Origin of the sequence: Sphingomonas sp. BE138, from assembly GCF_031456125.1 — a bacterium.
Taxonomy (GTDB): Bacteria; Pseudomonadota; Alphaproteobacteria; order Sphingomonadales; family Sphingomonadaceae; genus Sphingomonas.
Map to the genome: position 1 here is coordinate 26,734 of NZ_JAVDUC010000017.1, position 24,905 is coordinate 51,638.

General features: G+C 68.0%; 18 protein-coding genes. 7 read left to right on the forward strand and 11 right to left on the reverse strand.

Annotation, left to right across the window (positions count from 1 at the left end; translation table 11 throughout):
- Window positions 1-449: 449 nt before the first annotated feature.
- The 4 genes from J2Y58_RS16740 (at window position 450) to J2Y58_RS16755 (ending at window position 6,568) form a co-directional block, all read left to right on the forward strand.
- On the forward strand, window positions 450-2,192 hold the full coding sequence (locus J2Y58_RS16740; RefSeq protein WP_310105640.1) for a M14 family metallopeptidase: 1,743 nt from the start codon (window positions 450-452) through the stop codon (window positions 2,190-2,192).
- 59 nt (window positions 2,193-2,251) lie between these two features.
- Window positions 2,252-3,679 carry a Na+/H+ antiporter NhaA gene (gene nhaA, locus J2Y58_RS16745; RefSeq protein ID WP_310105559.1) on the forward strand — a complete coding sequence of 476 codons (1,428 nt, stop codon included), beginning with the start codon at window positions 2,252-2,254 and terminating at the stop codon, window positions 3,677-3,679.
- Window positions 3,680-3,711: 32 nt separating this feature from the next.
- Window positions 3,712-5,139, forward strand: coding sequence for a carboxylesterase family protein (locus J2Y58_RS16750; protein WP_310105562.1), 1,428 nt, complete (start codon window positions 3,712-3,714; stop codon window positions 5,137-5,139).
- 76 nt (window positions 5,140-5,215) lie between these two features.
- On the forward strand, window positions 5,216-6,568 hold the full coding sequence (locus tag J2Y58_RS16755) for a dihydrolipoyl dehydrogenase (protein WP_310105564.1): 1,353 nt from the start codon (window positions 5,216-5,218) through the stop codon (window positions 6,566-6,568).
- 7 nt (window positions 6,569-6,575) lie between these two features.
- Here J2Y58_RS16755 and J2Y58_RS16760 read toward each other — a convergent pair whose 3' ends face one another.
- The 6 genes from J2Y58_RS16760 to J2Y58_RS16785 form a co-directional block, all read right to left on the reverse strand.
- Window positions 6,576-8,402 (reverse strand): glycoside hydrolase family 15 protein, encoded by a 1,827-nt coding sequence (locus tag J2Y58_RS16760; RefSeq protein WP_405053117.1) that lies wholly within the window; start codon window positions 8,400-8,402, stop codon window positions 6,576-6,578.
- A gap of 181 nt (window positions 8,403-8,583) precedes the next feature.
- Window positions 8,584-9,741, reverse strand: a complete 1,158-nt coding sequence (locus tag J2Y58_RS16765; protein WP_310105568.1) for a Gfo/Idh/MocA family oxidoreductase — start codon at window positions 9,739-9,741, stop codon at window positions 8,584-8,586.
- 15 nt (window positions 9,742-9,756) lie between these two features.
- Window positions 9,757-11,019: a Gfo/Idh/MocA family oxidoreductase gene (locus J2Y58_RS16770; protein WP_310105570.1), complete on the reverse strand. Its 1,263-nt coding sequence runs from the start codon at window positions 11,017-11,019 to the stop codon at window positions 9,757-9,759.
- Window positions 11,019-11,867: an FAD:protein FMN transferase gene (locus tag J2Y58_RS16775; RefSeq protein WP_310105573.1), complete on the reverse strand. Its 849-nt coding sequence runs from the start codon at window positions 11,865-11,867 to the stop codon at window positions 11,019-11,021. The genes J2Y58_RS16770 and J2Y58_RS16775 overlap by 1 nt, the downstream gene beginning before the upstream one ends.
- A gap of 17 nt (window positions 11,868-11,884) precedes the next feature.
- Entirely contained in the window at window positions 11,885-13,198 is a 1,314-nt protein-coding gene (locus J2Y58_RS16780; protein WP_310105575.1) for a Gfo/Idh/MocA family oxidoreductase, read from the reverse strand.
- 16 nt (window positions 13,199-13,214) lie between these two features.
- Window positions 13,215-14,633, reverse strand: coding sequence for a DUF1080 domain-containing protein (locus J2Y58_RS16785; protein ID WP_310105578.1), 1,419 nt, complete (start codon window positions 14,631-14,633; stop codon window positions 13,215-13,217).
- A 189-nt stretch (window positions 14,634-14,822) separates the two neighbouring features.
- On the opposite strand from J2Y58_RS16785, the gene J2Y58_RS16790 reads away from it, so the two are divergent.
- The 3 genes from J2Y58_RS16790 (at window position 14,823) to J2Y58_RS16800 (ending at window position 20,058) form a co-directional block, all read left to right on the forward strand.
- Complete coding sequence (locus J2Y58_RS16790) at window positions 14,823-15,569, forward strand: FadR/GntR family transcriptional regulator (RefSeq protein ID WP_310105581.1); 747 nt, start codon at window positions 14,823-14,825, stop codon at window positions 15,567-15,569.
- 135 nt (window positions 15,570-15,704) lie between these two features.
- A complete protein-coding gene (locus J2Y58_RS16795; protein ID WP_310105583.1) occupies window positions 15,705-18,767 on the forward strand; it encodes a TonB-dependent receptor in 3,063 nt (1,020 codons plus the stop codon).
- Window positions 18,739-20,058 (forward strand): MFS transporter, encoded by a 1,320-nt coding sequence (locus J2Y58_RS16800; protein WP_405053119.1) that lies wholly within the window; start codon window positions 18,739-18,741, stop codon window positions 20,056-20,058. The genes J2Y58_RS16795 and J2Y58_RS16800 overlap by 29 nt, the downstream gene beginning before the upstream one ends.
- 160 nt (window positions 20,059-20,218) lie before the next feature.
- Here J2Y58_RS16800 and J2Y58_RS16805 read toward each other — a convergent pair whose 3' ends face one another.
- From J2Y58_RS16805 to bamA, 5 genes are all read right to left on the reverse strand, one after another.
- Window positions 20,219-20,542 (reverse strand): PilZ domain-containing protein, encoded by a 324-nt coding sequence (locus J2Y58_RS16805; RefSeq protein WP_310105589.1) that lies wholly within the window; start codon window positions 20,540-20,542, stop codon window positions 20,219-20,221.
- Window positions 20,543-20,594: 52 nt separating this feature from the next.
- A complete protein-coding gene (rpmE, locus tag J2Y58_RS16810; RefSeq protein WP_028965840.1) occupies window positions 20,595-20,825 on the reverse strand; it encodes a 50S ribosomal protein L31 in 231 nt (76 codons plus the stop codon).
- Between the two features lie 94 nt (window positions 20,826-20,919).
- Window positions 20,920-21,408: a 3-hydroxyacyl-ACP dehydratase FabZ gene (gene fabZ, locus J2Y58_RS16815; protein WP_310105593.1), complete on the reverse strand. Its 489-nt coding sequence runs from the start codon at window positions 21,406-21,408 to the stop codon at window positions 20,920-20,922.
- A gap of 11 nt (window positions 21,409-21,419) precedes the next feature.
- Window positions 21,420-22,070 (reverse strand): OmpH family outer membrane protein, encoded by a 651-nt coding sequence (locus J2Y58_RS16820; RefSeq protein WP_310105596.1) that lies wholly within the window; start codon window positions 22,068-22,070, stop codon window positions 21,420-21,422.
- The gene (gene bamA, locus J2Y58_RS16825) at window positions 22,070-24,823 is read right to left on the reverse strand and encodes an outer membrane protein assembly factor BamA (protein ID WP_405053120.1); all 2,754 of its coding nucleotides are present in this window, start codon (window positions 24,821-24,823) and stop codon (window positions 22,070-22,072) included. The genes J2Y58_RS16820 and bamA overlap by 1 nt, the downstream gene beginning before the upstream one ends.
- Between the last annotated feature and the right edge of the window lie 82 nt (window positions 24,824-24,905).

Below are 24,905 nucleotides of genomic sequence, written 5' to 3' on the forward strand. Positions count from 1 at the left end.
CGTCTGGAACAAGGTGGACGGATCAAAGTCGGGTCGCAAGGACGATCTGCCCCGCTTCATTCCTGGCGCAGGCATGGCGCTATCTTCCCAGAAATGAACCCGCAAAGAGGCAAGGGGATCGCCGGTCGCGTCAGCAACGCCCCGTCGCGGAAGATTCCCCGAAACCTGTTCCCGAATGCAGTTTCCCAAAATCGACCGCTGAACACGGCGTTCGGGAAAGGAGGGTCTTGGTCAGCGGACCCACGAACATCGAAACGGGTGTGTCATCGGGTCTGGGCACACTGGGCCCGCGAACGGTCATCTTCCGATCAATGAAGCATAGACCCAGCTTGCCTTACCCACTTGAGATACAACATATCATCGCCTACCAGGGTCGTCATCCAGGGGCGCCCCGCCCCGCTACGCGAGCTACCGCCGTGACCTTCTCCCTCCGCCGCGCTGCCGCGGCGCTGTCGTTCCTTGCCGCGCCGGCGACCGCGCAGTCCCACCTTCCCCCGCCGCTGCCGTGGACGGGCGCCAGCGAGCGGCTGGTCGCCGCGCCCGGCGATCCGTGGATCACCCCCGCCGAGGCCGCCGGCTTCCGCACCACCCCGCGCTATGCCGCAGTGCGCGCTTGGCTCGAACGGCTCGACGCCGCCTCGCCGCTGATCGCGCTCCAGCGCTTCGGCACGACCGGCGAAGGACGCGACATGCTGCTGGTGCGCGCGCACAAGGGGCGCGCGGGCAAGCCGGTGGTGCTGGTGCAGGCCGGCATCCATTCGGGCGAGATCGACGGCAAGGACGCCGGGCTGATGCTGCTGCGCGACATCGCGCTGCGCGGCCGCGACGACCTGCTCGACCATGTCGATCTGGTCTTCGTGCCGGTCTACAACATCGACGGCCACGAACGGCTGAGCGAATGGAACTTCGTCCATCTGCGCGGCCCCGCCGAAAAGGGCCGCGAGGCCAATGCGCGCGACATCGACCTCAACCGCGATTATGCCAAGGCCGACGCGCCGGAGACGCGTGCGATGATCGCGCTGCTGCGCGCGCTCGACCCGATCCTCTACGTCGACTGCCACGTCAGCGAGGGCTTCGACATGCAGTATGACGTCACCTTCACCTATGCCGGCTGGGGCACCTATGCGCGGCACCGCGCCACCGCCGGCTGGCTGGAGGGGCGCTTCGGCCCGGCGGTGCACGCCGCGTTGACGAAGGCGGGGCACATGCCGATCATCTACCCCTCCCCGATCGACACGCGCCGGCCCGACAAGGGCATCCGCTACAGCCCCGAAGGTCCGCGCTACTCGACCGGCTATGGCGATTTCGTCGGCATCCCGACGGTACTGGTCGAGAATCACATGCTCAAGCCGTATCGGCAGCGCGTGCTCGGCACCTATGTCCTGCTGGAGGCCGCGCTGACGGTCGCCGCCGCCGATGCGGGCCGGATCGCCGCCGCCAAGGCGCAGGACCGCGCCAGCCGCCCGCGCACCCTGCTCACGCGCTGGACGCCGCAGGAACAGCCGATCGGCTGGATCGAGCAATTCAGGGGCGTCGCCTTCGACACCTACCGCTCGCCCGCCTCGGGCCGGCTGGAGCAGCGCTGGACCGGTCGCCCGATCACCTTCCGGATGCCGATCATCGGCCAGCGCGCGACCGAGACGGTGACGCTGCCCGCCGCCTGGTGGGTGCCCGCCGCGCAGGCCGAGGTGCTGGATCGCCTGCGGCTCCACGGCATCCGCTACGACACGCTGTCGGCGCCGCGCACGCTGACGCTCGATGAGGTCGAGTTGGTCGACGCCAGGCAGTCGCCGCCGCTGGAGGGTCGCTACCCGATCGCCGCCACCTTCCGCCACCAGTCCGTCGAGCGGACGCTTCCCGCGGGCATGGTGCGCGTGCCCGCCGACCAGCCCGCCGGGCTGCTCGCCGCCGCGCTGCTCGAGCCCGAAAGCCAGGACTCGTTCCTGGCCTGGGGCTTCTTCCCTGAAATGCTTCACACGGCGTCCGGCACCGACGCCTTCGTCCTGGCGGCGCTCGGCGATAAGATCCTCGAAAGCGACCCCGCGGTGAAATCGGCGTTCGAAAAACGGCTGCGCAGCGACCCGGCGTTCGCCGCGGATGGAAACACGCGGTTATTTTGGCTGTTGGAACGCGCCCGGACGGACGATTTCGGTCACCGGCGCTATCCCGTCCTGCGCGAACCGGCGGGCTGATCCGGAACGGTTCGGGGGTGCCGGCCGTATAGGAGCCTCACGACTTTTCGAGGATCTTCATGGCGCTAACGCCGCGCCTTTCCGGGCAGGTCGCCGCCCGCGCGCATCATTCGCGGGCCGCCCGCGTCCTCCAACGCGCCGCTCCCTTCTTCGCCATCGCGGAAGTGTCTGGCGGACCACTGTTTATTGCCGCGATGGTGGCGCTGCTGCTGGTCAATTCGCCGCTCGGCCACGGCTACGAACGGCTGTGGGATACGGAGCTGCGCTTCAGCTACGGCAGCCTCGCGATCGCCCGGCCGCTGGCGGAGTGGGTGAACGACGCGCTGATGCCGTTGTTTTTCCTCATTATCGGCACCGAGGTGAAGCGCGAGTTCAGCAAGGGTTCGCTGTCGACGCTGCGCACCGCCGTCCTCCCGCTGGCGGGCGCGATCGGCGGGCTGGTGGTGCCGATCGCGATCTACGTCGCCTTCAACCACGGCACCCCTACCGCCCACGGCTGGGGCGTGGTCGCGGCGATGGACACCGCGTTCAGCCTGGCGATCGTCGCGATGTTCACGACGCGCCTGCCCCCGGCGGTGCGCGCCGTGCTCCTCGCCTTCGCCGCGATCGATGACGTCTTCGGACTGCTGGTCATCGCGATCGCCTATACCGCCGCGCTTGACTGGACGTGGCTGCTGGTGGCTGCGGCCGCCTATGCCGGCATCGTGCTGCTGCTGCGGCTCGGCTGGGTGTCGTCTATTGCCTATGTGCTGCTCGGCTGCGCGATCTGGGTCGGCGTGCTCGGCTCGGGCGTGCATCCGACGATCGCCGGCGTGGCGATCGGGCTGCTGCTGCCGACCACCTCGCGCTTGTCGGAGAAGCGGTTCGTCGAGCGTGTGCAGCAACCGGTCGAGCGGCTCCGCGCCGCGCACGAGGCCGCGAGCGAGGCGGAGGACGAAAGCCAGGCGGCACGCGGGCGCGAGGAGGCGCAAAGCCAGCTCGGCTACATCCACGAAATGGCCGCGGCGACCGACGAGCCGGCCGAGCGGCTGGTCCGCATCCTGACGCCGTGGGTGTCGTATCTCGTATTGCCGCTGTTCGCGCTGTCGAACGTCCGCATTCATCTGTCCGGCGCGCTGATCACCGAAGCGCTGCACGCGCCGCTCGCGCTCGGGATCGTCGCGGGGCTGGTGGTGGGCAAGCCCGTGGGCTTCTTCGCCGCCGCGCGACTATCGACCGCATTCGGCGCCGCGACGCTGCCGGACGGGGTGACCTGGCGAATGATCCTGGGGGTAGGCGGTGTGGCGGGAATCGGCTTCACCATCTCGCTGTTCATCGCCGAGCTCGCCTTCGCCGGCGGCGAAGGGACAGAGGTGGCGGCGCTCGCGATCCTGGCGGCATCGCTGCTGTCGGGACTGCTCGGCTATCTGATCTTGTGGAGCGCCGCCAAACCCGCATCGACCGACAGCGACGACGAGGGGGCTGGACCTCGCGCCGCCGACGCGTAACTTCCTCCTGCAAAAGAAAAAGGGATAGCAGGATGCACCGGATCATCACCATGGCAATCGTCGCGCCGCTACTGGCCGCGACGCCGGCGGCGGCTCAACGCGACGCGGAGGTGGTGCGGATCGACACCGGTTCGGTGCGTGGGTCGGTGACGGACGGGGTCGCGAGCTGGAAGGGCGTGCCCTTCGCCGCCGCCCCGGTCGGCCCGCTTCGCTGGCGCGCGCCGCAGCCGGCAGCGGCGTGGCAGGGCGTCCGCGACGCCACCCGCTATGCCGCGGATTGCATGCAGGAGCCGTTCCCCAGCGACGCCGCTCCGCTCGGCACCACGCCCGCAGAGGATTGCCTCTACGCCAACGTCTGGAAACCCGCTGACGCGAAGCGCAAGCTGCCGGTCCTGGTGTGGATCTACGGCGGCGGCTTCGTGAACGGCGGGGCGTCGCCGCCGACCTATGCCGGTGCGAACATGGCCCGCAAGGGGTTGATGTTCGTCAGCTTTAACTACCGGCTCGGCCGCTTCGGCACCTTTGCGCTCCCGCAGCTGACGCGCGAGAATGCCGATGGTGGCCGGCTCGGCAATTACGGCACGATGGACCAGATCGCGGCGCTGCAATGGGTCCGGCGCAACATCGCGGCTTTCGGGGGCGATCCCGCGAACGTCACGATCGTCGGCGAGAGCGCGGGCGGCATGTCGGTCCATCACCTCGTCACCTCGCCCGCGGCGCGCGGCCTGTTCGTCAGGGCCTTCGCAATGTCGGGCGGCGATGGTGGCGGCACCCCCGCGCGCACGTTGCCGCAGGTCGAGGCGATCGGCGCGAACTTTGCGCGCACGAAGGGCATCGATCCGACCGCGCCAGATGCGCTGGCGAAGCTGCGCGCGCTTCCCGCCGCGGAGGTGGTCGACGGGCTGAACCTGGCGCAGATGTTCCGCGGCGGCGGCGATGCGCCGACCTTCTCCGGCCCGTTCACCGACGGAAAGGTCGTGGTCGACATCCGGCAGGCCTACGACGGCGATCGCTTCGCGCGCGTGCCGATGCTGGTCGGTGCGACCGATGCCGACATTGGCGGCAAGACCGGCTACATGGTCGGCGGCGCGCGACAGGTCGCGGCGATGCTGTCCGACAAGGGCGTGCCGGTGTGGGAGTATCGCTTCTCCTACGTCGCATCTTCGATCGGCAAGCCGGGCGCCGGCCATGCCACCGACATCCCGTATTTCTTCGACAACCAGGCGATCAAATACGGAGCAGAGACCACCGCACGCGACAATGCGACCGGGCGGGCGATGAGCGGCTATCTCGCCAACTTCGTGAAGACCGGCGACCCTAACGGCGCAGGACTGCCCCGCTGGCCGCGCTATACTCGCGCGAACGACACGCTGGCGGACTTCACCGCCGCCGGTACCACCGTCGTCGGGGGTGATCCGTGGGGCGCGGACATCGACCGCGCCGCTGCCGCCAAACCATGATCCCGGCCGGAACCGCGCCCGCTTTCAATCGCTTGATGCAGGATAGATCGGACACGGGGTCCGCGGGGGAGCGAACGTGGCCGACCGGCGTTGCGATGTGGTGGTGATCGGCGCGGGTACCGCCGGGTTGAAGGCATATAAGGCCGCGACGGCGCGCGGTGCCGACACGCTGATCGTCGAGCGCGGTGCGGGCGGTTCGACCTGCACCCGTATCGGCTGCATGCCCTCCAAGTTGCTGATCGCGGCAGGTCGGACCGCGCATCAGGCCCGCCACGCCGCCCGTTTCGGGATCGACACCGGCGCGGTGAACATCGACGCCGCGGCTATGTGGGACAGGGTCCGGCGTGAGCGCGACCGCTTCGTCGGATCCGTCCTGGAGGAGTATCGCGCCATCCCTGCGGATCGCGTCATCCACGGCACCGCCCGCTTTGACGGTCCCGATACGATCGCGGTCGACGGGCAGCGGATCGTGGCGACGCGCGGCATCGTCATCGCAACCGGCGCGATCCCGGTCGTGCCCGACGCGCTGTCGGATGTCCGGACGCTCGTCCATACGCACGAGACGATCTTCGAACTCGACCATCTGCCGCGCTCCATGGCGGTGTTCGGGGCGGGTCCGATCGGGCTGGAACTGGCGCAGGCCTTTGCGCGGCTGGGGGTGGAGGTCACCGTCTTCGACCCCGGCGAGACGATTGGCGGCCTGATCGACCCGGAGAGCAACGCCGCTGTCGTCGGCGCGCTCGGGGCCGAGGTATCGCTCCGCCTCGGCGTCGAGGCGACGGCGAGACTGGACGACGGCAGGGCGACGATCACGTGGGATGGCGGACAGCTCGCCGTCGAGTTGATCCTCGCGGCGACCGGCCGCAAACCCGCCCTGGACGCGCTGAACCTGCCCGCCGCCGGCATCGCGCTCGACGACAAGGGCGTGCCGCTGTTCGAGGAGACCACGCGACGCTGTGGCGACAGTCGCGTCTTCGTCGCCGGCGACGCCAATGACTGGCGGCCGGTCCTCCACGAGGCAGCCCGCGGCGGCCGCATCGCGGGCGACGTGGCTGCGGGCGGCGAGTCCGCCCGGCGATTGCCGGCGTTCAGCGTCACCTTCACCGAACCCAATCTGGTGCAGGTCGGCGCGTCCTTCGACGCACTTCCCGACGATGTACGGATCGGCACCGCGCAAGTCGCCGACAACGGCCGCGCAACGATCGACGGCGAGGATGCCGGCCTGGTACGGCTATACGGCGATGCCGACGGCAAGCTGATCGGCGCCACGATCGTCGTGACCGGCGGCGAGCATCTCGGCCATCTCGTCGCGCTCGGCATCGATCGCGGGATCGCCGTCGCCGACTTCGCCGATCAGCCGTGGTATCATCCGACGATCGAGGAATTGCTGCAAAGCGCCGCGCGCGATCTCGCCGGCATCGCGGACTGAGGCGCCGTCAGCAATCGTCCTCCCGGTCGAGCACATCGATCGCCATGACATGTGCCAAGTGCGAAAGGCCCTGCGGCAGATTGCCCAGGAACGCGCCGGTGCGGGGATCGGCCATCTCCGCCATGATCCCGACCCCGCGATCCAGGGCCGAACCAAGCGCGGCGAGGGCATGCGCCGCACGGTCCCGCTGACCCAGCAAGGCGCGCGCCTCGAACATCCAATAGCTGCACGCCAGGAAGCACCCTTCCTCCGCCTCGACCCCGCTATAGCGATAATGATACGGGCCGCGTCCCAGTTCGGCGTCGATCGCATCCAGCGTCTTCTCCAGCCGGTCACGCCCGTCGAAGCGGAAACGCACCGCCAGCGCCAACGAGGCGTCGAGCCGCTCGCAACCGGGATAGAAGACATAGGCCTGCCGCCGCTCCGACCAGCAATGCTCGCCGATCCATGCCTCGATCCGGTCGCGCTCGCGCGCCCAGCGGTCGCGACACGTCGTCGGCAACTGTCCCTCGTCCGCCAGTTCCACCGCGCGCGCCAGCGCCTGCCAGCAGCTGATCTTCGACATCGTGTAATGCTGCGGCTCTTCCAGTTCCCAGATGCCGGCATCCTTCTTGCGCCACGCATCGGCGCACTGGTCGGCCAGATGCGACAGCAACTCCGCGCTGGACGCGTCGAGGATGTTGCCACACTCCACGAAGCGCGACGCGGTCTCGAAGATATCGCCGTAGATGCCGTGCTGATGCTGGCCGGTCGCGACATTGCCGACCACGACCGGTGCCGAGCGGCGATAGCCGGGCACCTCGATCTCGCGCAGCCCCGGCACCCGCTCGCCGTCCAGCGTGTAGCACACCGCTGCGCCATGTTCGGCCAGCCGCTTCAGCAGCCAGTTGAACGCCGCCTTGGCCTCGGCCTGCGCGCCCGCGGCGAGGAACGCCTTGATCGTGTACCCCGCGTCGCGCACCCAGGCATAGCGATAGTCGTAATTCTTCTTCCCCCCGACGCCCTCGGGCAGCGACGTGGTCGCCGCCGCCGCGATCGCGCCGGAGGGCGAGAACAGCAGCAGCTTGAGCGCCAACACGCTGCGGATGAACGCCGGGCGGTGTGCGCCGTCATGCTGGACGCACCGGGACCAGTCGCGCCACTCCGCGTCCGACGTGTCGATCCGCTCGTCGATCGCCGCGATCGTCGGCACCACCAGCGGCTCATCCTCGCCCGCCACGATCGCCACCACCTCGCGTCCGCCCGCGGCAACGGCAAACGCGCCGGTCACCGCCGCATCGGTGCGCTCGACCGTCACGCCATCGCTGTGGAGCAGCAGCCCGAGCACCGACCCGACATGGAAGACCGCATGGCGACCGATGGTGGACTGATACGGACTCGCGCCGTTCGCCCGCCGCCCAGGCCGCATCTCGACATGGAAGCGCACCGTGCCGTCGACGCCGTCGATTCGCCGCGCCAGTTCCGCCCATGGCAGCCGTCCGGCGGTGCCGCTGTTCATCGACTCGGTCATCCGCGCCCGACCGTCCGCGGTGATGAAGATCGTCTCCAGCACGTTGCTCTCGGGCAGATAGCGGCGTTCGACCCGGAACGGATCGGCCGGCGCGACGACGAAGCGCCCGCCCTCCTCCGGATCGAGCAGTCGGTCGAACAGCGGCGGCGAGTCGAGATTGGGCACGCACCACCAGTCGATCGACCCGTCCGCCCCCGACAGCGCCACCGAGCGACCGTCGCCCAGCGCGCCGTAATCCTCGAGTGCGAGATAGCCGTCGCTGCGCATTCCGGCCGGCGTGTTGACGGTCAGCTTCTCACGCAACGCGTCGAGAAGACCGCTCATGCACGGTCAACCGATACGATATTGCATGCGAAAGGCTGGCGGGGCGACGGAGTAGACAGGACGACGGTTCCTTTGCCGGACATGCGACACAGGTCGCTGTCGGCAAAGAACGATCCTGCTCTGGATCATATCCCCGCGCCTCCGCCGGAACCCGATGCCGTCGGTTCGGCCGCGCGGACCTTCAGCTGGGAGTGGCGCGCGCCGCCTTCGCTTCGGCAGTCAGGACCAGTTCGGCGGCGAGGAGGGCGCCGTCCTGATCCTGCGCCACCGACGTCCCCTCGACCAGGTCGGCGATGAACTGCGGTCCGAACGGCAGCGGCACCTTGGAACAGTCGAGATAGCGGGTGCCCTTGCGGTCGGCGATGAACAGGTGGTTGCCTCCCGGCCGGCCGGCGACATCGACGTATTTGCGCAGTTCGATATAGCCCTCCGTTCCCAGGATGAAGAGCCGCCCGTCACCCCAGGTCGGCAGGCCGTCGGGCGTGAACCAGTCGACGCGGACATAGCCTGCACCGCCGTCGCCGTGCAGCATCATGTCGCCGAAATCCTCGAACTCGGGGTGCTCGGGATGCGCGAAATTGCCGGTCTGCGCGGCCACGACCTGCGCGCGCTTGCTGCCGGTCAGGTAGACGAACTGGTCGGCCTGATGGCTGCCGACGTCGGTCAGGATGCCGCCGTTGCGCGCGGGGTCCCAGAACCAGTCGGGGCGGTTGGCCGCCGACAAACGGTGCGGTGCGAGGTTGACGGTCTGGATCACGCGCCCGATCGCACCGTCATGCACCAGCTGCCCGGCCATCACCGCCGCGGGCACTTCCAGCCGCTCCGAATACATGATCCCGTACTTGCGCCCGGTCTCCTTGATCGCGCGCCGCACCTCGGCCAGCTGCTGCAAGGTCGTGACCGCCGCCTTGTCGCTCAGATAGTCCTTGCCGGCGCGCATCACGCGGATGCCGAGCGGTGCGCGCAGGCTGGGGATCGCGGCACTGCACACCAGCTTGATCGCGCGATCGTTCAGGATCTCGTCCTCGCCCCGCGCCAGCCTTGCGCCAGGATAGCGCTTCTGAAACGCCGCGACCTGCTTGGGATCCGCCGAGTAGAAGCTGGTCAGCACCCCGCCGCCGCGGATCATCGCGTCGGTGATGCCGTAGATGTGATTGTGGTCCATCCCGATCACCGCGAACGGCACCCGGTACTTGGCCTCCGGCGCCGGCTTGGCGACCGCACCTTCGGTCGGCGCATCCCCGCGGGTCGCGGATTGCGCCAGCGCGTCGCCGGCCAGTCCGACCAGCCCGGCCGTCAGCCCCAGCCCCAGGATCGCACGGCGATTGGATTCGGTCACGGTCTGCTCCCCCCTTCAGATGGTCACCAGCGACGTCGGCCAGTTCATCGCCTGCCCGCTGTCCATCGCCTGTTCGCCCAGCAACGAGGCCACGCTGGCCAGATATGCCTGTCGCAACAATCCCGGCAGGGGTTTGCCGCTGCGCACCGCCTCGCCGAAGCCCTCGAACTGCAGCATCGTCTCGTCGAACTCGCTCCAGCCGAGCGACTCGCCGGGTGTGGTGACCGGCAGCTCGGGGAACCATGTCGCCCCGCCGATCGGAATCGTGCGCTTGTGCCCGCGCTCCACATCGGCCTGCATCCGTTGCAGCGACAGCGCCCGCGGCGGCACTTCCTGGTAGATGCGCCCCAGCTCCGGCTCGATCGTGCCCTTGCTCCCCTGGATCTGCTCCTCGCAGCCGTATCGCGCATTGTTGAGCAGCGAGGTGTAGATCAGCTTCCGCCCGCCGGCATATTCGTAGATCAGCGCGACATGGTCATAGACCTCGCGCCCGTCCTTCCAATAGCAGATACTGCCCGATCCGATCACGCGCGTCGGTGCCGCATCAAGGAACCAGTTGCCGACCTGTAGCTGGTGCGTCGCCAGTTCGGTCATCAGCCCCGCCGAGCTTTCGCGATACAGCCGCCAGTTGACTCGCCGGTCGGTGCTGTCCGCCGGCACCTTGCGCCGCCAGCTGTTGTTGCGGTGCCAGCTCGCGCGGATCTGCGTTACCGGGCCGATCTCGCCCGCCTTCACGCGCCGCAGCGCGTTGAGATAGGTCGGATGGAACATGCGCTGGTGCCCGATCTGTAGCACCTTGCCGCGATCCTGCGACGCCTTCACCATCGCACCGCAATCGGCGATCGTCCGCGCCATCGCCTTCTCGCACCACACGTGCAGCCCGGCGTCGAGCGCGTCGAGCGTATGGCGCGCATGCATGTTCAGCGGCGTCGCGATCACCACCGCGTCCAGCCCGCGCGCATCCAGCATCGCGCGATGGTCGGCGAACTCGGGCGTGCCGGTCGCCACCCACTCGCGCGCCTTGACGAGATTGGGCGCATAGCTGTCGCATATCGCCGCCACCACGCAGTTGCGTGTCTTGGCGATGTTCTGGAGCAGTGCGCGCCCGCGGTCGCCCGTACCGATCACCCCCAGCCGGACGCGCCCCGCCCCGGCGGTCTGCGCTCCCGCGGCAAGCGCAACCCACGGCGTCGCCGTCGCCATCACGCTGCCGGCGGTCGCCATCAGCACGCGGTCCAGAAACGAGCGCCGCGACAGATCGAATTCGCTGTCCGTCATCACCATGCCATCCTGTGGAGTGCGCCGTCCGCAAGCTCGAACAGCATGCGTCGCCCACCTATCTGCAACCGCCGCGCCTGTCCGGCGTCGGCCACGATCAGCGCGGTACTGAGCATCTCCGCCGTGGCGCCGCTGCGGTCCACCACCACCGCCGTGCGCGGCGCGATCACCGCCGTGCCATCACCCGGCCGGACGCTCGCCGCGCGGTCGAGCGCCAGGGCGCCTGCACCGACCGTCGCGGAGATCGACAGCGCCTCGTCGACCAGTTCGACCTCGATCAGCGTGCGATCCGCCGTACACGGATGCGGCACCGCGAACGGCCAGGCACCACCCAGCGGATGCTCGCCCACGACAGCGATCGAGCTTTCGCCGGCGGACAGCAGCGCACACACGACACCCGCGTCACGCAGGGCCGCCGTCGCACGGTCCAGCGCATAGCCCTTCCCGAACCCGCCGAAGTCGAGCGCGACGGGCGCGTCGCTCGCGATCGTCGCGGCACGTGTGTCAAATCGCAACGCGCGCCAGCCCGCGCCCGCCCGCCCGACCTGCGCCGCCGGATCGAACAACCCTTCGGTCGCCGCCTGTGCGGCGTCGATCGCCGTGAGCGCGTCGAACAGGATCGGATCATCGACGCTCGCCGTCCCGCCCGCGCGCAGCGCCTCGTTCAGCGCGGTCGCGGCGGAGGGACGATGGATCGTCAGCGCATCGTCGACCGCCTCGATCGCGCGCCGCGCCAGCCTCAGAGCATCGGCGTCGCCGGGGCCGAAGCGATGCAGTTCGACGCGCGTCCCCATCGCCGCGAACCGTTCGATCCCGCTCGCCTCGCGTACCGGCGCCGCTTGCCGCATCAGGGCCGCCGCGTGCGTCAGGCGCGCACCTCCCAGCCGGGCTGATACGCAACCGACCACAGCTTCATCGCCTCGGCGCTGGCAGGCTTGCCGGTCGCAGGATCGACGGTGAGCACGCTGTTCGTCCGATAGGCCATGTTGCCCAGGTGGCACAGCGTCGTGCTGACATGTCCCTCTGCGATCGGTGACGCGAGCGCCGAGGCCTGCCCACGGATCACGTCGACGAAGTTGCGCGCATGATACACGTCCAGCACGCCCTCGCCGACCGTGCCGGTCGTCTCCGACGTTGCCGCCGCCTTCACCTCGCGGATCGGCTTGCCGGCCAGATCGTATAGCTCGAACCCGTTGCGATCGACCACCGCCGAACCCTTGGTCCCGAGCAGCAGCACCCCGCGCCCGCGGCCGTAGGTCAGCTGCCCGTTGCAACTCTGCCCGTTCCAGCGGATCGCACGATCGCCCTCATATTCGAGATTGAGCGCGAGCGAGTCGTACATTTCCCAGTCGTCGCCCTTGTAGAAATGCCGCGCGCCGCGCGCCGACACCGTCTTCGGATAGGTCAGTCCCATCAGCCAGCGCGCGACGTCCAGCTCGTGCATCGCATTGTTGCAGATCTCGCCGGTGCCGTACTTCCAGAACCAGTGCCAGTTATAGTGGACCAGATTGGACCGGTAATTGCCCCGCGGACGCGGTCCCTGCCACATGTCCCAGTCGAGGTTCGGCGGCGGCGCGATCTCCGTCCCGTTCCCGATCGACTTGCGGTTGTTCGCATACCATGTCTGCGCTTCGTACACGTCGCCCAGTTCGCCGGCGCGAACCAGTGCGAGCAGTTGCTGCGTCTCCGGGCTCGACCGCTGCTGGTTGCCGACCTGCAACTGGCGGCGGGTGCGTTTCTGCGCGGCGATCAACGCCTCACCCTCGGCAGGGGCGATGCCGATCGGCTTTTCGAGATAGCAATGCTTGCCGGCATCCAGCGCATCGACGCCCAGCTTGGCGTGCCAGTGATCCGGCGTCGCCACGGTCACGATGTCGACGGCCTTGTTGTCGAACAGCCGGCGATAGTCGCGCTCGGTCTTCACCGGCGCGTTGCCTCTCGCCGCGAACTCGCCGGCACGCTTGGCGAGCACATCCGAATCGACGTCGGCGATGTGCGTGATCGCGACGTTCGGCTGCTTGCTGAAGGCGCTCAGATGCGCCTGCCCGCGCCCGTTGACGCCGACCACCGCGACGCGCAGCCGGTCGTTGGCCCCCTTGATCTGCGCATAGCTGCGCGCGCTGATCGCGACCCCCAGCGCGGCGCCCGCGCCGGTCATCATCGTACGACGGTCGATCATCGGTGCAGCCCCCTTGTCAGAATTCACGAATCTTGATCGAGCGGAAATCGACGCGATTGCCGTGATCCTGGAGCAGGATCGGCCCGCGCTCGCGCTCGCCGAAGGTCGGCCATTGAGCGAACTTGCTCTGCGCCACCAGCGCGCGGAACGCGGGCGAGCCGCGCTCGTATTCGACCACCTTGAAGCCGTTCAGCCAATGCTCGACATGCCGGCCGCGCGACACGATCACCGCGCGGTTCCACTCGCCCGGCGGGTTGATGCGCTTGCCCGGGCTGTCCGGGTCGGACAGGTTGCGCGCCGCGATCAGGTCGTAGAGGGAGCCGAGCGTGCGGTTGCCGTCGCGCCCCCGCTTGGCGTCGGGATGGCGCGCATCGTCGAGCAGCTGATATTCCGGCCCGATCGCCGACCCGGCGCCCTTCGACAGCTGCGGATCCACGAAATATTTGATCCCGCTGTTCGCACCTTCGGTCAGCCGGAAGTCGACCGACAGTTCGAAATTCTTGTAATCGCGCGTCGTCACGATGTCGCCGCCGTTGGCGGATTCGGCGCCGTCGGTCCCCTCGACCGTCAAAAGCCCCTCGCGCATCCCCCAGCCCTTCGCCGGGAACGCCGCACCCTTCGCGCTCGTCCAGCCGGCGCTGGTGCGCCCGTCCCACAGCAGCTTCCACCCCGCCTGCCGCTCACCGCTCGACAGCCGGTTCGACAGCCAGCCCTGCTGCGCGATCCCGGTTTCCGGCAGCGCGAAGCGCGCCGGACGATCGGTGATCATCCGCACGTTACGGAAGCGCACTTCGGGATGGCGCGCCGCATCGGCATCGGGAATGGCATGGACCTGGAAAGCGATGAAGCCGCGCGCGTCCATGTCGTCGGCCACGTCGGCCGCCGGGACGCCGTTGATCCACGTGCGCAGCCGATTGCCGATCGCCTCGACGCGATAGTGGTTCCAGTCGCCCGACCTGAAGGTGCGCCGTGCCGCCTCGTTGCGCCCGAGCGTGTAGAGCCACTGCCGACGCTGTTCGTCGTACAAGCCGCCGCTCCACGCGCGCCTGGTCGGGTCGATCTCCGCCTGATACCCGAACACCACGCCGTTGCGGTAATCCGGGCGGCTCTGCCCGCGGATCATCATGCCCGAATTGAGCAGCGGGTCGGTCTTCGCATCGAATTCGACGATGAAATCACCCACTTGCGCGTCGGACACCAGCCAGCTGTTCGTCTTGCCCGGCTCGGCGCGCCCGACCAGCTCGCCGCCCTCGATCGCGTAGGTCGCGTTCCCGCCGACCTTGTGCCAGCCGGCGAGACCCGCGCGCGGCGTCACGTCGCGCCACGGCCCGCTTTGCTCGTTTGCGGCGGGCGCCGGTGCCGGCATGGTCGCGATGCCGATCATCGCTAGCGACGCCGCCGCCAACGCCCATGCCGCCCGATTTCGCTGTGCCATCACGCGCCCCGCCCCGATTATCGTCGTTATGTCAGTGCTGCTGCACCTCTCCTGTCGCGGAGCCTATGTCGCGGCCGGACCACTTGCAATAGAGATGTCAGACATTCTTGGCGCGGCGCGATGCTTCGGCTACCGTCCCTTTCCAATCGCCGCGTAGGGCGGGGGCGCGCTGACGAATAGAGACGGCGGATGCGCAAGACAGAAAGTGGCGGCAAGTTGTACCGCGGGATCGTGGACGCGATCATGGCCGACATTGGCGCCGGCCTCTATCCGGTCGGCGCGCGCCTGCCCGCGGAACGCGACTTGACCGAGCGGTTCAAGGTCAGTCGCCCGACCGTGCGCGAGGCGATGATCGCGCTGGAAATGCAGGGCATTGTCGAGGCTCGCAAAGGCTCGGGCGTGTTCGTGCTCGCGACCGGCGCGGTCGATGCCGGCCGCGAACTCGACATCGGCGCGTTCGAGATCACCGAGGCGCGACGACTGCTGGAAGGCGAAGTTGCCGCCGTCGCCGCCACCGAGATCGACTCGGCGCAACTGGCCGAACTCCGCAGCCTGCTGGCGCAGATGCAGCAGAACGACGTCGCCGCCGCCGAGGATGCCGACCGCCGCTTCCACATCGCGATTGCCGAGGCGACCGGCAATGCGGTCATCATCGCGGCCGTCACCGATTTCTGGGACATGCGGTTCCGGTCGCCATTGGCGCGCGAGGTGCTGACCAAGGCCGGCAGCCTGGGGGTCGAAAGCCGCATGGCCGAACACGGACGCATCCTCGCCGCGCTCGAGGCGCGCTCGCCGGTCGACGCGCGCACCGCGATGCGCGACCACCTCTCGCGCGTGATCGACCATCTGCTCGACGTCACCGAGACCGAGGCGGTGGAACGTGCACGCGCCGAGGCGACGCAGCGCCGCCACGCGCTCGCCCGCCGCGCCGTCTGAGATCGTTACCACAGGCGTTGTCACCATGGACTGACAATGCTACCTGACAACAAGGTCGGATGCGCATCCGCCTGATCGCCGCAGAGGCGACGGGACGGGCATAATGCAGCGCGGCGGCCGTCAGGGAGAGGGTATTTGACCAGCCAGCATCGCTACAAGCGTCACCTTTACGTCTCCATCAGCCTGGCGAGCCTCGCCGCCGCTACGCCGCTCACCGCGCAGACCGTGCCCGAGCGCCCCACGGCCCAGGCACCTCCGGCGGCCGCCGCCGCGGCCGATCAGCAGATCGACGACGGACAGGTCGCCGATATCGTCGTCACCGGCTTCCGCGCCGCGCTGAACAGCGCGCTCAACCAGAAACGCAGCGAAACCGCCGCGGTCGACAGCATCGTCGCCGAGGACATCGGCAAGTTCCCCGATTCGAATCTCGCCGAGTCGATGCAACGCATTCCCGGCGTGGCCCTGTCGCGCGGCGACGGCGGCGAAGGTCGCAACATTTCCGTCCGCGGCCTCGGCGCGCAATTCACCCGCGTCCGTATCAACGGCATGGAAGGCGTGTCGCAGGTCAGCGGCACCGACATCCGCGGCGGCGTCGCCACCGGCCGCTCGTTCGACTTCGTGACCTTCCCGACCGAGATCTTTTCTGCGCTGTCGGTGCGCAAGACCTTGTCGGCGGACGTAGAGGAAGGCTCGCTTGGCGCCACCGTCGACCTGCGCGCGCCGCGCCCGTTCGACCAGAAGAGCGACAAGGACTTCGTCTTTTCCGGTACCACGCGCGGCATCTACAACGACATCCGGAAGGACGTCGACCCACGCCTGTCCGCGCTCGTCTCCAAGAAGTTCGGCGATACCTTCGGCATCCTCGGCAGCATCGCCTATTCGCGCCGCCACATCGACGAATATGCCTATTCGGCGGTCGATGTCGTGCCGACCTATGTCTACGGGCAGGAAGCGCCGGCCAGCGTCCCGCGCGTGGCGACCGACCCGCTGATCGGGAGCGGACCCAACCGTTCGCTGATCCTGCCCTTCTGCACGCCGGTCGGTTACACCTACCGCGGCGTGGCGGTGAACAGCCCGGCGATCGGCTATCGGCAGCCCAACGGCACCGCGATCGGCGCCGACGCCAACAATTGCAGCACCAACAACCCGCGCACCGGCACCGCGGCGGCGTATGACTATATCATGAGCCGCGTCGGCGCGAACGGACGGCCCGGCGGCGGCGTCTTCCTGCCGCGTCTGCCGCGCCCGGTGAAGAGCAGTCAGGACCAGCAACGGCTCGCCGGCTCGCTGACCGTGCAGTGGAAGCCCGACGACCGCACCGACATCTCGATCGACGGCCTGTACTCGCGTTTCAAGGTCAATCGCCTCGACACGATGTTCGATGCGCGGTCGTTCGGGCGCGCGATTTCGAACAACGGCCAGCCGCTGACCTCGGTGCGAGAGATCGAGGTCGACGACAACGGCTCGCTGATCCACGGCCTGTTCGACGGCGTAGACCTGCGCTCGGAAATGCAGGACGAGCGCTTCACCTCCGAGTTCAAGCAGGCCAATCTCAACATCGACCATCGCTTCTCCGACACGCTCCGGTTCTACGGTCTCGTCGGGATCAACCGCTCGCAACTCGACGTGAACCGGCTTCAGGTAGCGATCGATTCGAACGACACCCGCGACTGGTCGATCGACTTCCGCGACAATCCGGACATTCCCAAGATCGGCTACGGCATCGACATCACCGATCCGGCGCTTTTCCAATACGGCCCACCGCTCGCCACCGCCGATCAGCGCGGCCAATTGTCGAACTTCATCCGCCGCAACACGATCACCAGCAAGACCGCCGAGCTGAACGGCGAGTGGGAGGCAGCACCCGGGTTCACCGTGCAGGCCGGCGGGCAGTATCGCACCAACGAATATGTCGCGCGCGAGCGGCAGCTGGGCACCACCACCCCGCTGGCGTTGCCGACCGGGGTATCGCTCAGCAGCTTCACTACCGTCACCAAGGGCGTGGGCAAGAACCTGGGCGGCCAGTTGCAGGATTTCGTGACGGTCGATCCCGGCCGGTTCCGCTCCGCGGTCGGGCTCGACAGCTACGCCTATTGCAGCATCGAATGCGCCCGCGGCACCTATGGCGGCGTGGACGAAAAATACTCGTCCGGCTACCTGATGGTGAAGTTCAACACCGAAAACACGCTGCCGTTCGCGCTGCGCGGCGATGCTGGTGTCCGCTACGTCCACACCCGGCTCGACACCTATGGCCCGATCACGACCGCGGCGCCGGCCGGCTCGACCTATTCGTCGCGGTTCGTCATTTCCGAGGTCAGCCGCTCCTACGACGACTGGCTGCCGTCGGTGAACCTCGCGCTCGACATCACCCCGGACCTGATCGCGCGCTTCTCCGCGTCGCGGGTCATGTCCCGCCCCTCCTACGGCCAGCTGATCCCCGCGGGTTCCGCGAATCTGGTGATCCAGACCGCCTCGTTCAGCAACCCGTTCCTCGACCCGATCCGCGCCAACACCTTCGACGCGGCGCTCGAATGGTATTTCGCGCCGGGTTCGCTGATCTCGCTGGCGTACTTCTATAAAAACATCGAGACCTATATCCAGACCACCAGCCAGCAGGTCGCCTTCCAGGACATCGGCCTGCCGCTCAGCCTGCTCACCGGCACGCAGCTCAGCCCGAGCGACCTGTTCACCGTCCAGCGCAGCAACAACACCCCCGGGGGGCCGCTGCGCGGGTTCGAGGTGAACGTCCAGCTGCCGTTCCGCTTCCTGCCCGGCGCGCTCAGCAACTTCGGCGCGCTCGCCAACTTCACGCGCGTCCGCTCGGACATCAACTATATCATTTCGCCGACACTCTCGCGCACCGCACCGCTGGTCGGCCTGTCGCCGGAGACCGCCAGCGGCACGCTCTACTACGAGGACAATCGCTTCAGCATCCGCTCGACCGTCAACTACCGCGCGTCGTTCCTGACCGCGGTGCCCAGCGGCTCGGTCGATGCGGATTCGACCTCGAACGCCAGCTCGATCTTCGTCGACGCCTCGGCATCCTATGCGCTGACCGATAACATCAAGCTGATCGCGGAGGTTACGAACATCACGAACGAAACCAACCGCCTGACCGTGGATACCGTGCGGCAGGATCCGCTCTACACCGCCTATTTCGGCCGCACCTATGCACTCGCCGTCAACTTCCAGTTCTGACGTGCGCGACGCATCCACCGCTACCCGGCCGGGCGGCAACATCCGCTGGGTGATCTGCGCGCTGCTGTTCTTCGCGACGACGATCAACTACATCGACCGGCAGGTGATCGGCATCCTGAAGCCCACGCTGCAGGCCGATCTCGGCTGGTCCGAGGTCGACTACGGGATGATCGTCTTCTGGTTCCAGGCCGCCTATGCGATCGGGCTGCTCGCCTGTGGGCCGATCATCGACAAGGTCGGCTCGAAGCTCGGCTACGCCGCGGCGATCACCTTGTGGAGCCTCGCCGCGATGGCCCACGCCCTGGTGCGCAGCCCGGGCGGCTTCGCGATGGCACGCTTCGCGCTTGGCCTGGGCGAGGCGGCGAACTTCCCCGCCGCGATCAAGTCCGTCGCCGAATGGTTCCCGAAGAAGGAACGCGCGCTCGCCGCCGGCATCCTCAACGCCGGCGCGAACGTTGGCGCGATCGCGACGCCGATCGTCGTGCCGTTGATCGCGCTCAGCTACGGCTGGCAGGCGGCGTTCCTCATCACCGGCCTGCTCGGCTTTCTCTGGCTTGCGGCATGGCTCGCCTTCTACCGCGCGCCCGCCCGCCACAAGCGCGTCGGCGCGCAGGAACTCGCGTATATCACCGCCGATCAGGACAATGACGCCGGGACCGCGCCGATCGCCTGGGCGCAGCTGTTCCGCCGCCGCGCCACCTGGGCGTTCGTCGCCGCCAAGTTCCTCACCGACCCGGTCTGGTACCTCTTCCTCTTCTGGCTGCCCGACTTCTTCGCCAAGCGTCACGGGCTTGACCTCAGGACGTTCGGCCCACCGCTGATCGCGGTCTATCTGCTCGCCGACATCGGCAGCATCGGCGGCGGCTGGCTGTCGTCGGCGCTGATCAAGCGCGGCTACAGCGTCAACGTCGGGCGCAAGCTGGCGCTGCTCGCCTCCGCGGTCCTGGTCACGCCGATCGTCTTCGCCAGCAGCGTGTCCAGCCTGGTCTCGGCAGTCGCGATCATCGGCCTTGCCGCTGCCGCGCATCAGGGCTGGTCGTCAAACCTCTATACGATGGTCTCGGACACCTTCCCGCGCACCTCGATCGCGTCGGTCATGGGGATCGGCGGCGCGGCCGGCGCGATCGGCGGGATGATTATGGCGCGCTACGTCGGACAGGTGCTGGAGACGGTCGGCAGCTACGTGCCCGTGTTCCTGTGGGCGGGCAGCGCCTATCTGGTCGCGCTGCTGCTGGTCCACCTGCTCGTGCCACAGCTGGAGACACCGACGGCTGCCGAACGCGTCGAGTAGCGATATTCCATACGCCCTCGGCGCGTTAAAGGGCGTCGTGAGCGGCAGCTTCGACAGGCGATCGCACGGGGCGTGTTCCGGCCTATGCTTCGACGAACTCGGCGTGACAATGTCGGTTAAGCCTCCGCCCGACCCCTGGCGCTACCTCCCCCGTCGCCGGTCAGTGCAGCAACCCATGACGGCTGACCAAAGCGTTGAAGGCGTCGCTCGACAGCGGCGCGTGGAAGACGCAGCCGGCGACGAGGTCGTCGGCCCACACCACCATCGCCGCGATCATGCCTAGACCCGGCAGGTTCAGCCAGATCGGCTGGTCACGGTCGATGTGCGAGAAGGTGAGAAGCCGGCAACCGTGGATCGACAGGTCGACCACCTTGCACAGGGTGCGCGCCATCCCGCTCTGTTCGGTGGGGGCGTCGAGCTCGACCTTGGCACGTTTGCTGCGGCGGAAGGGTCGAGCGGCGGGGGCGTATTCGGCTGCGAACATGGCGGCGATCCTACGCCGCCATGCCTAATCAAGCGTTAAGGACGATCCGCGCTTACTTGCGCAGCGTCAGCCCGCCGCCAAAACGCTTGTTGAAGCGTGCGACCTGGCCGCCGGCATCCAGCACCTGACCACGGCCGCCGGTCCACGCCGGGTGCGCCAGCGGGTCGATTTCCAGCGTCATCGTGTCGCCTTCCTTGCCCCAGGTGGAGCGGGTCTCGTACACGGTGCCGTCGGTCATCTGGACCTTGATCATGTGATAGTCGGGGTGCGTGTCTTTCTTCATGGTCGAATGCTCCGGGTGCGGCTGGTTCCGACCAGCCTGAAAGGAAGGCGCGCGCGTACGGCAAACGCGCGCCGAAGTCAAAGCGGATCGTGCGTTACGCCGCCTTGGGCGGGTCGGCGATCATTGCGGTGAAATTGGCCTCGGCGGCGACCTGCCCGTCGATCTTGGCGACGCCGGCGAACTTGCACACCGACGAACGCTTCTGAACGAACTCGACCTCCAGCGACAGCAGCACGCCCGGCTCCACCGGCTTGCGGAACTTCGCGCCCTCGATCGCCATGAAATAGACGAGCTTGCCCGATCCGCGCAGCCCCAGGCTCTCGACCGCCAGCACGCCCGCGGCCTGCGCCAGCGCCTCGACGATCAGCACGCCGGGCATGATCGGCCGACCGGGGAAATGCCCCTGGAAGAAGCCTTCGTTGATCGTCACCGCCTTGATCGCGCGGATCGAGCGATCGCGCACGATCTCCTCGACCCGGTCGACCAGCAGCATCGGATAGCGATGCGGCAACGCCGCCATCACCGCCGCGATATCGAGCGGGCCGATCGGCCCGCCCGTCGCGTCAGCGCCCCCGTCGCTCAAGGGCGACTCGCTCACCGGCCGGTGGGCGCGCGGGTGGCGGCGGGAGCGGCTGCCGGAGTGGCCGCCGCGGCCTCACCCTGCTGACCCGGCTGCCAGTTGGCCGGCGGGGTGATCCCGACGGTCGGCACGACGCGGTCGAGCTCGGCGGTGATCGCCGAGGTGATGTCGGTGGTCGGCTGCGCGAACAGCGCCGCGTTCGGGCGCAACAGCAGGCTGACGTTCTTGGCACGCACCGCCGCGTTCACCGCGTCAGGCAGCTTGGCGGAGATCTGCTCCAGCGCATAGGCCTGCGCACGGCTGGCCGGCGCGGTCAGGCGCTGCAGCTCGGCGTTGGCGCTCTGCTCGCGGGTCTGGATCGCCTGCGCCTGGGTACGCAGCGAGGCCTCGGTCGCGCCCGGCGCGGCGGCGGCCTTCTGGTAGGCGGCGACCAGCGGCTGCAGCTCGGAGGTGATCGCCTGGCGACGCGTGTTCGCCTGGTCGATCTGCGCCTTGTAGGTCGTCTGGATCTGCCCGCGCGCGGCGGCCCACGCCTTCGAATTGGCGACCGCCGCTTCCGGATCGGCGACCGCGATCCCTGCGACCTGCGCGGTGGCGGTCGTGGCGACGAACGCGCCCGGCGCGGCCAGCGCCGCGGCGAGCAGGAGGTGCTTGAAGTTGGTCATCAGAACTGAGTCCCTACGTTGAAGGTGATGAGCTTGCGATCGTCGCCGGGCTGCGACACCAGCGCCTTGGCGAGGTCGATGCGCAGCGGGCCGAACGGCGAATTCCAGTTGACGCCGACGCCCACCGACACGCGCGGCCGCGCCGAATTGCCGAGGAAGCGCTCCTCGAACGGCTGCGACGCGATCTGCGGCGAGTTGGGCACGATGCCGTTACAGCCACCGTTGCCGTTGGGGATGCCCGCCGCGCACGTCGTCGGCACCAGCGCACCGGCGGCGTTGACATAGGTATACAGCGGATTGCCCGCGGTGTCCTGGACCGGCAGCGGCAGCACCACCCTATTGCCCGCGGCATCGGTGGTGGTCGGGAAGGTCGCGGTCGGCAGCGGCCGGGTGATGTTGAACAGGCTCCCGAACTGCGCATAGATCGACGGTCGCAGCCCCAGCTCGCGCGCGCCCGAGCCCAGCGGGATCTCCACCTCGAACCGGCCGAGATAATAAGCGGTGCCGCCCAAGGCGTCGTCGACCAGCTGGTCGCGATCGGTGATCAGCACCTGCTGGCCGGTCGTGCCGTCGGTCGTGTAGTAACGCCGCTGCACGCGCGGACCGACGCCGCGGATGTCGAACCCGCGGAACTGCGGTTCGCCCAGATAGAAGCGGTCGTTGATGCGGATCCGGTCGACGCCCTCGACCCGCGACTTCTCCAGCGACTTGATATAGCCGCCCTCGCCGACGAAGGAGCCGATGAACCCGCCGCCGATGTTCACGAACTTCGAAAAGTCGATCTTGCTGCGGATGTACTTCACGTCGCCGCCCAGCCCGGCGAAGTCCTGGCTGAACACAAACCGCTGCCCCGCGGTCGGGCGCAGGCGGCTGTTGAGGCTGTCGAAGATCAGCGAGTAACCGACCGCCGAGGTCAGGCGATTGCCGAGCGAGTCGCAGAGATAGCGCCCGGCTTTCAACGGATCGCAGCGCCCGTTGGTGTAGAAGCTGTTCTCGTCCAGCCCGACCTCGTCGTACGAGAACTGGTAGCGCCCGGCCAGCTGCCAATATTCGGTCAGCGGCACGCCGGTGCGGATCTGGAAGCCGGTCGACACCTGGCTGTAGGTCGTGTTGCGGTTGGTGCCGATGAAGTTGAACGCGTTATAGTCGCGCCGGAACAGGTCGACGCCCAACGCGATGTTTTTGTCGAAGATATACGGCTCGGTAAAGCCGAGCTGCAACGACTTGGAATAGGTCGAATAGTTCACGCCCGCGCTCAGCGTCTGGCCCTTGCCGCGGAAGTTGTTCTGCGTGATGTTCGCCTGGATGATGAACCGCTCGAGGCTCGAGAAACCTGCCGACAGCTGGAGCTGCCCGGTCGATCGCTCCTCGACGTTCGCCTCCAGCACGACGCGGTCGGCGGCCGATCCGGGCGTCTGCTTGATCTCGAACTTGTCCTGGAAGAAGCCCAGCGAGTTGATGCGGTCCTGCGAGCGCTTCACCTGGAAGCTGTTGAACGCATCGCCCTCGCCCAGCCGCACCTCGCGCCGGATCACCTTGTCCTGCGTCTGCGTGTTGCCGGTGATGTCGACCCGCTCGACATAGGTGCGCTGCGCCTGGCCGATGTGGAAGTTGATCGACATGGTCAACGCGTCGCGGTCGCGCTGGAATTCCGGCGACACGTCGCTGAACGCATAGCCGAACAGCCCGGCCGTCTCGCTCAGATTGTCGACCGTGTCCTCGACCAGCTTGGCGTTGTACCAGTCGCCCTTCTTGATCGGCAGCCCGGCGGCCAGCTTCTTGCCGTCGAAGTCGCGGATGTCGCTGTCGACCGTCACGTCGCCGAACTTGTAGCGCGGGCCCTCCTCGACCACGTAGGTGATGATGAAGTCCTTGCGGTCCGGCGTCAGCTCGGCCACCGCCGAGGTCACGCGGAAGTCGGCATAGCCCTCCGTCAGGTAGAATTGCCGCAGCTTCTGCTGGTCGTAGGCCAGCCGGTCCTGGTCGTACGACGTCCCCGACGACAGCAGGCGATAGAAGCGCGCTTCCTTCGTCGCCATCTGCGCGCGCAGCTTGCCGGCGTCGAACACCTTGTTGCCGATGATGTTGATCTGGCGGACCTTCGACTTCGGCCCCTCGCTCACCTCGAAGATCACGTCGACGCGGTTCTGGTCCAGGCTGACCATCTTCGGCTGCACGGTCGCGGCGAAACGGCCCTGGCGGCGGTACAGCTCGATGATCCGCGCCACGTCGGCGCGCACCGCCGAGCGCGTGAAGATCTGCCGCGGCTTCAGGCGGACCTCCTTGCCGATCTTGTCTTCCTTCAGGCGCTTGTTGCCCTCGAAGATCACGCGGTTGATGATCGGGTTCTCGCGGACGCGGATCACGATGTTGCCGGTCGACGCGCCGTCGATCTGCACGTCGGCGAACAGGTCGCTGGCGTACAGGTCCTTGATCGCCTGATCCAGCGTCTCGTTGGTGTACGGATCGCCCTGGCGCAGCTTGGTATAGCTCAGCGCCGTCTCCGGCTCGATCCGCTGCGTCCCCTCGACGCGCAGCGAGGTGATCGTGCGCGCCGCGGGCTGTGCGATCGTCGGTGTCGGCGCGGTGGGCGCCGTGGTCTGCGCGGGCGCAGTGGTCGCGGAACGCGGGGCGGGTCGCGCGGCCGGCGCCGTCTGGGCGCTCGCGACCAGCGGCACACCGGCCAGCATGGTGCAGCCCAGCAAGGTCGCCGAGGCACGCGCCCGCGAAGTCGAAGTGTTCAACACCGTCACTGCAATCCCACCCGAGAGTAAACGCCGTCCGTCAAAGGCCGATCGGCCCGGTCACGGCCGGCGACACATGCGCCGCCCTGCC

Excerpts from the sequence above, each read along its gene's own strand:
- J2Y58_RS16805 (WP_310105589.1), bottom strand. The coding sequence starts at position 20,542 with ATGTTCGCAGCCGAATACGCCCCCGCCGCTCGACCCTTCCGCCGCAGC.
- J2Y58_RS16780 (WP_310105575.1), bottom strand. The coding sequence starts at position 13,198 with ATGATCGACCGTCGTACGATGATGACCGGCGCGGGCGCCGCGCTGGGG.
- J2Y58_RS16760 (WP_405053117.1), bottom strand. The coding sequence starts at position 8,402 with ATGAGCGGTCTTCTCGACGCGTTGCGTGAGAAGCTGACCGTCAACACG.
- rpmE (WP_028965840.1), bottom strand. The coding sequence starts at position 20,825 with ATGAAGAAAGACACGCACCCCGACTATCACATGATCAAGGTCCAGATG.
- J2Y58_RS16770 (WP_310105570.1), bottom strand. The coding sequence starts at position 11,019 with ATGACGGACAGCGAATTCGATCTGTCGCGGCGCTCGTTTCTGGACCGC.
- J2Y58_RS16800 (WP_405053119.1), top strand. The coding sequence starts at position 18,739 with ATGCACTCGCCGTCAACTTCCAGTTCTGACGTGCGCGACGCATCCACC.
- nhaA (WP_310105559.1), top strand. The coding sequence starts at position 2,252 with ATGGCGCTAACGCCGCGCCTTTCCGGGCAGGTCGCCGCCCGCGCGCAT.
- J2Y58_RS16790 (WP_310105581.1), top strand. The coding sequence starts at position 14,823 with ATGCGCAAGACAGAAAGTGGCGGCAAGTTGTACCGCGGGATCGTGGAC.
- J2Y58_RS16775 (WP_310105573.1), bottom strand. The coding sequence starts at position 11,867 with ATGCGGCAAGCGGCGCCGGTACGCGAGGCGAGCGGGATCGAACGGTTC.
- J2Y58_RS16785 (WP_310105578.1), bottom strand. The coding sequence starts at position 14,633 with ATGGCACAGCGAAATCGGGCGGCATGGGCGTTGGCGGCGGCGTCGCTA.
- J2Y58_RS16750 (WP_310105562.1), top strand. The coding sequence starts at position 3,712 with ATGCACCGGATCATCACCATGGCAATCGTCGCGCCGCTACTGGCCGCG.
- J2Y58_RS16820 (WP_310105596.1), bottom strand. The coding sequence starts at position 22,070 with ATGACCAACTTCAAGCACCTCCTGCTCGCCGCGGCGCTGGCCGCGCCG.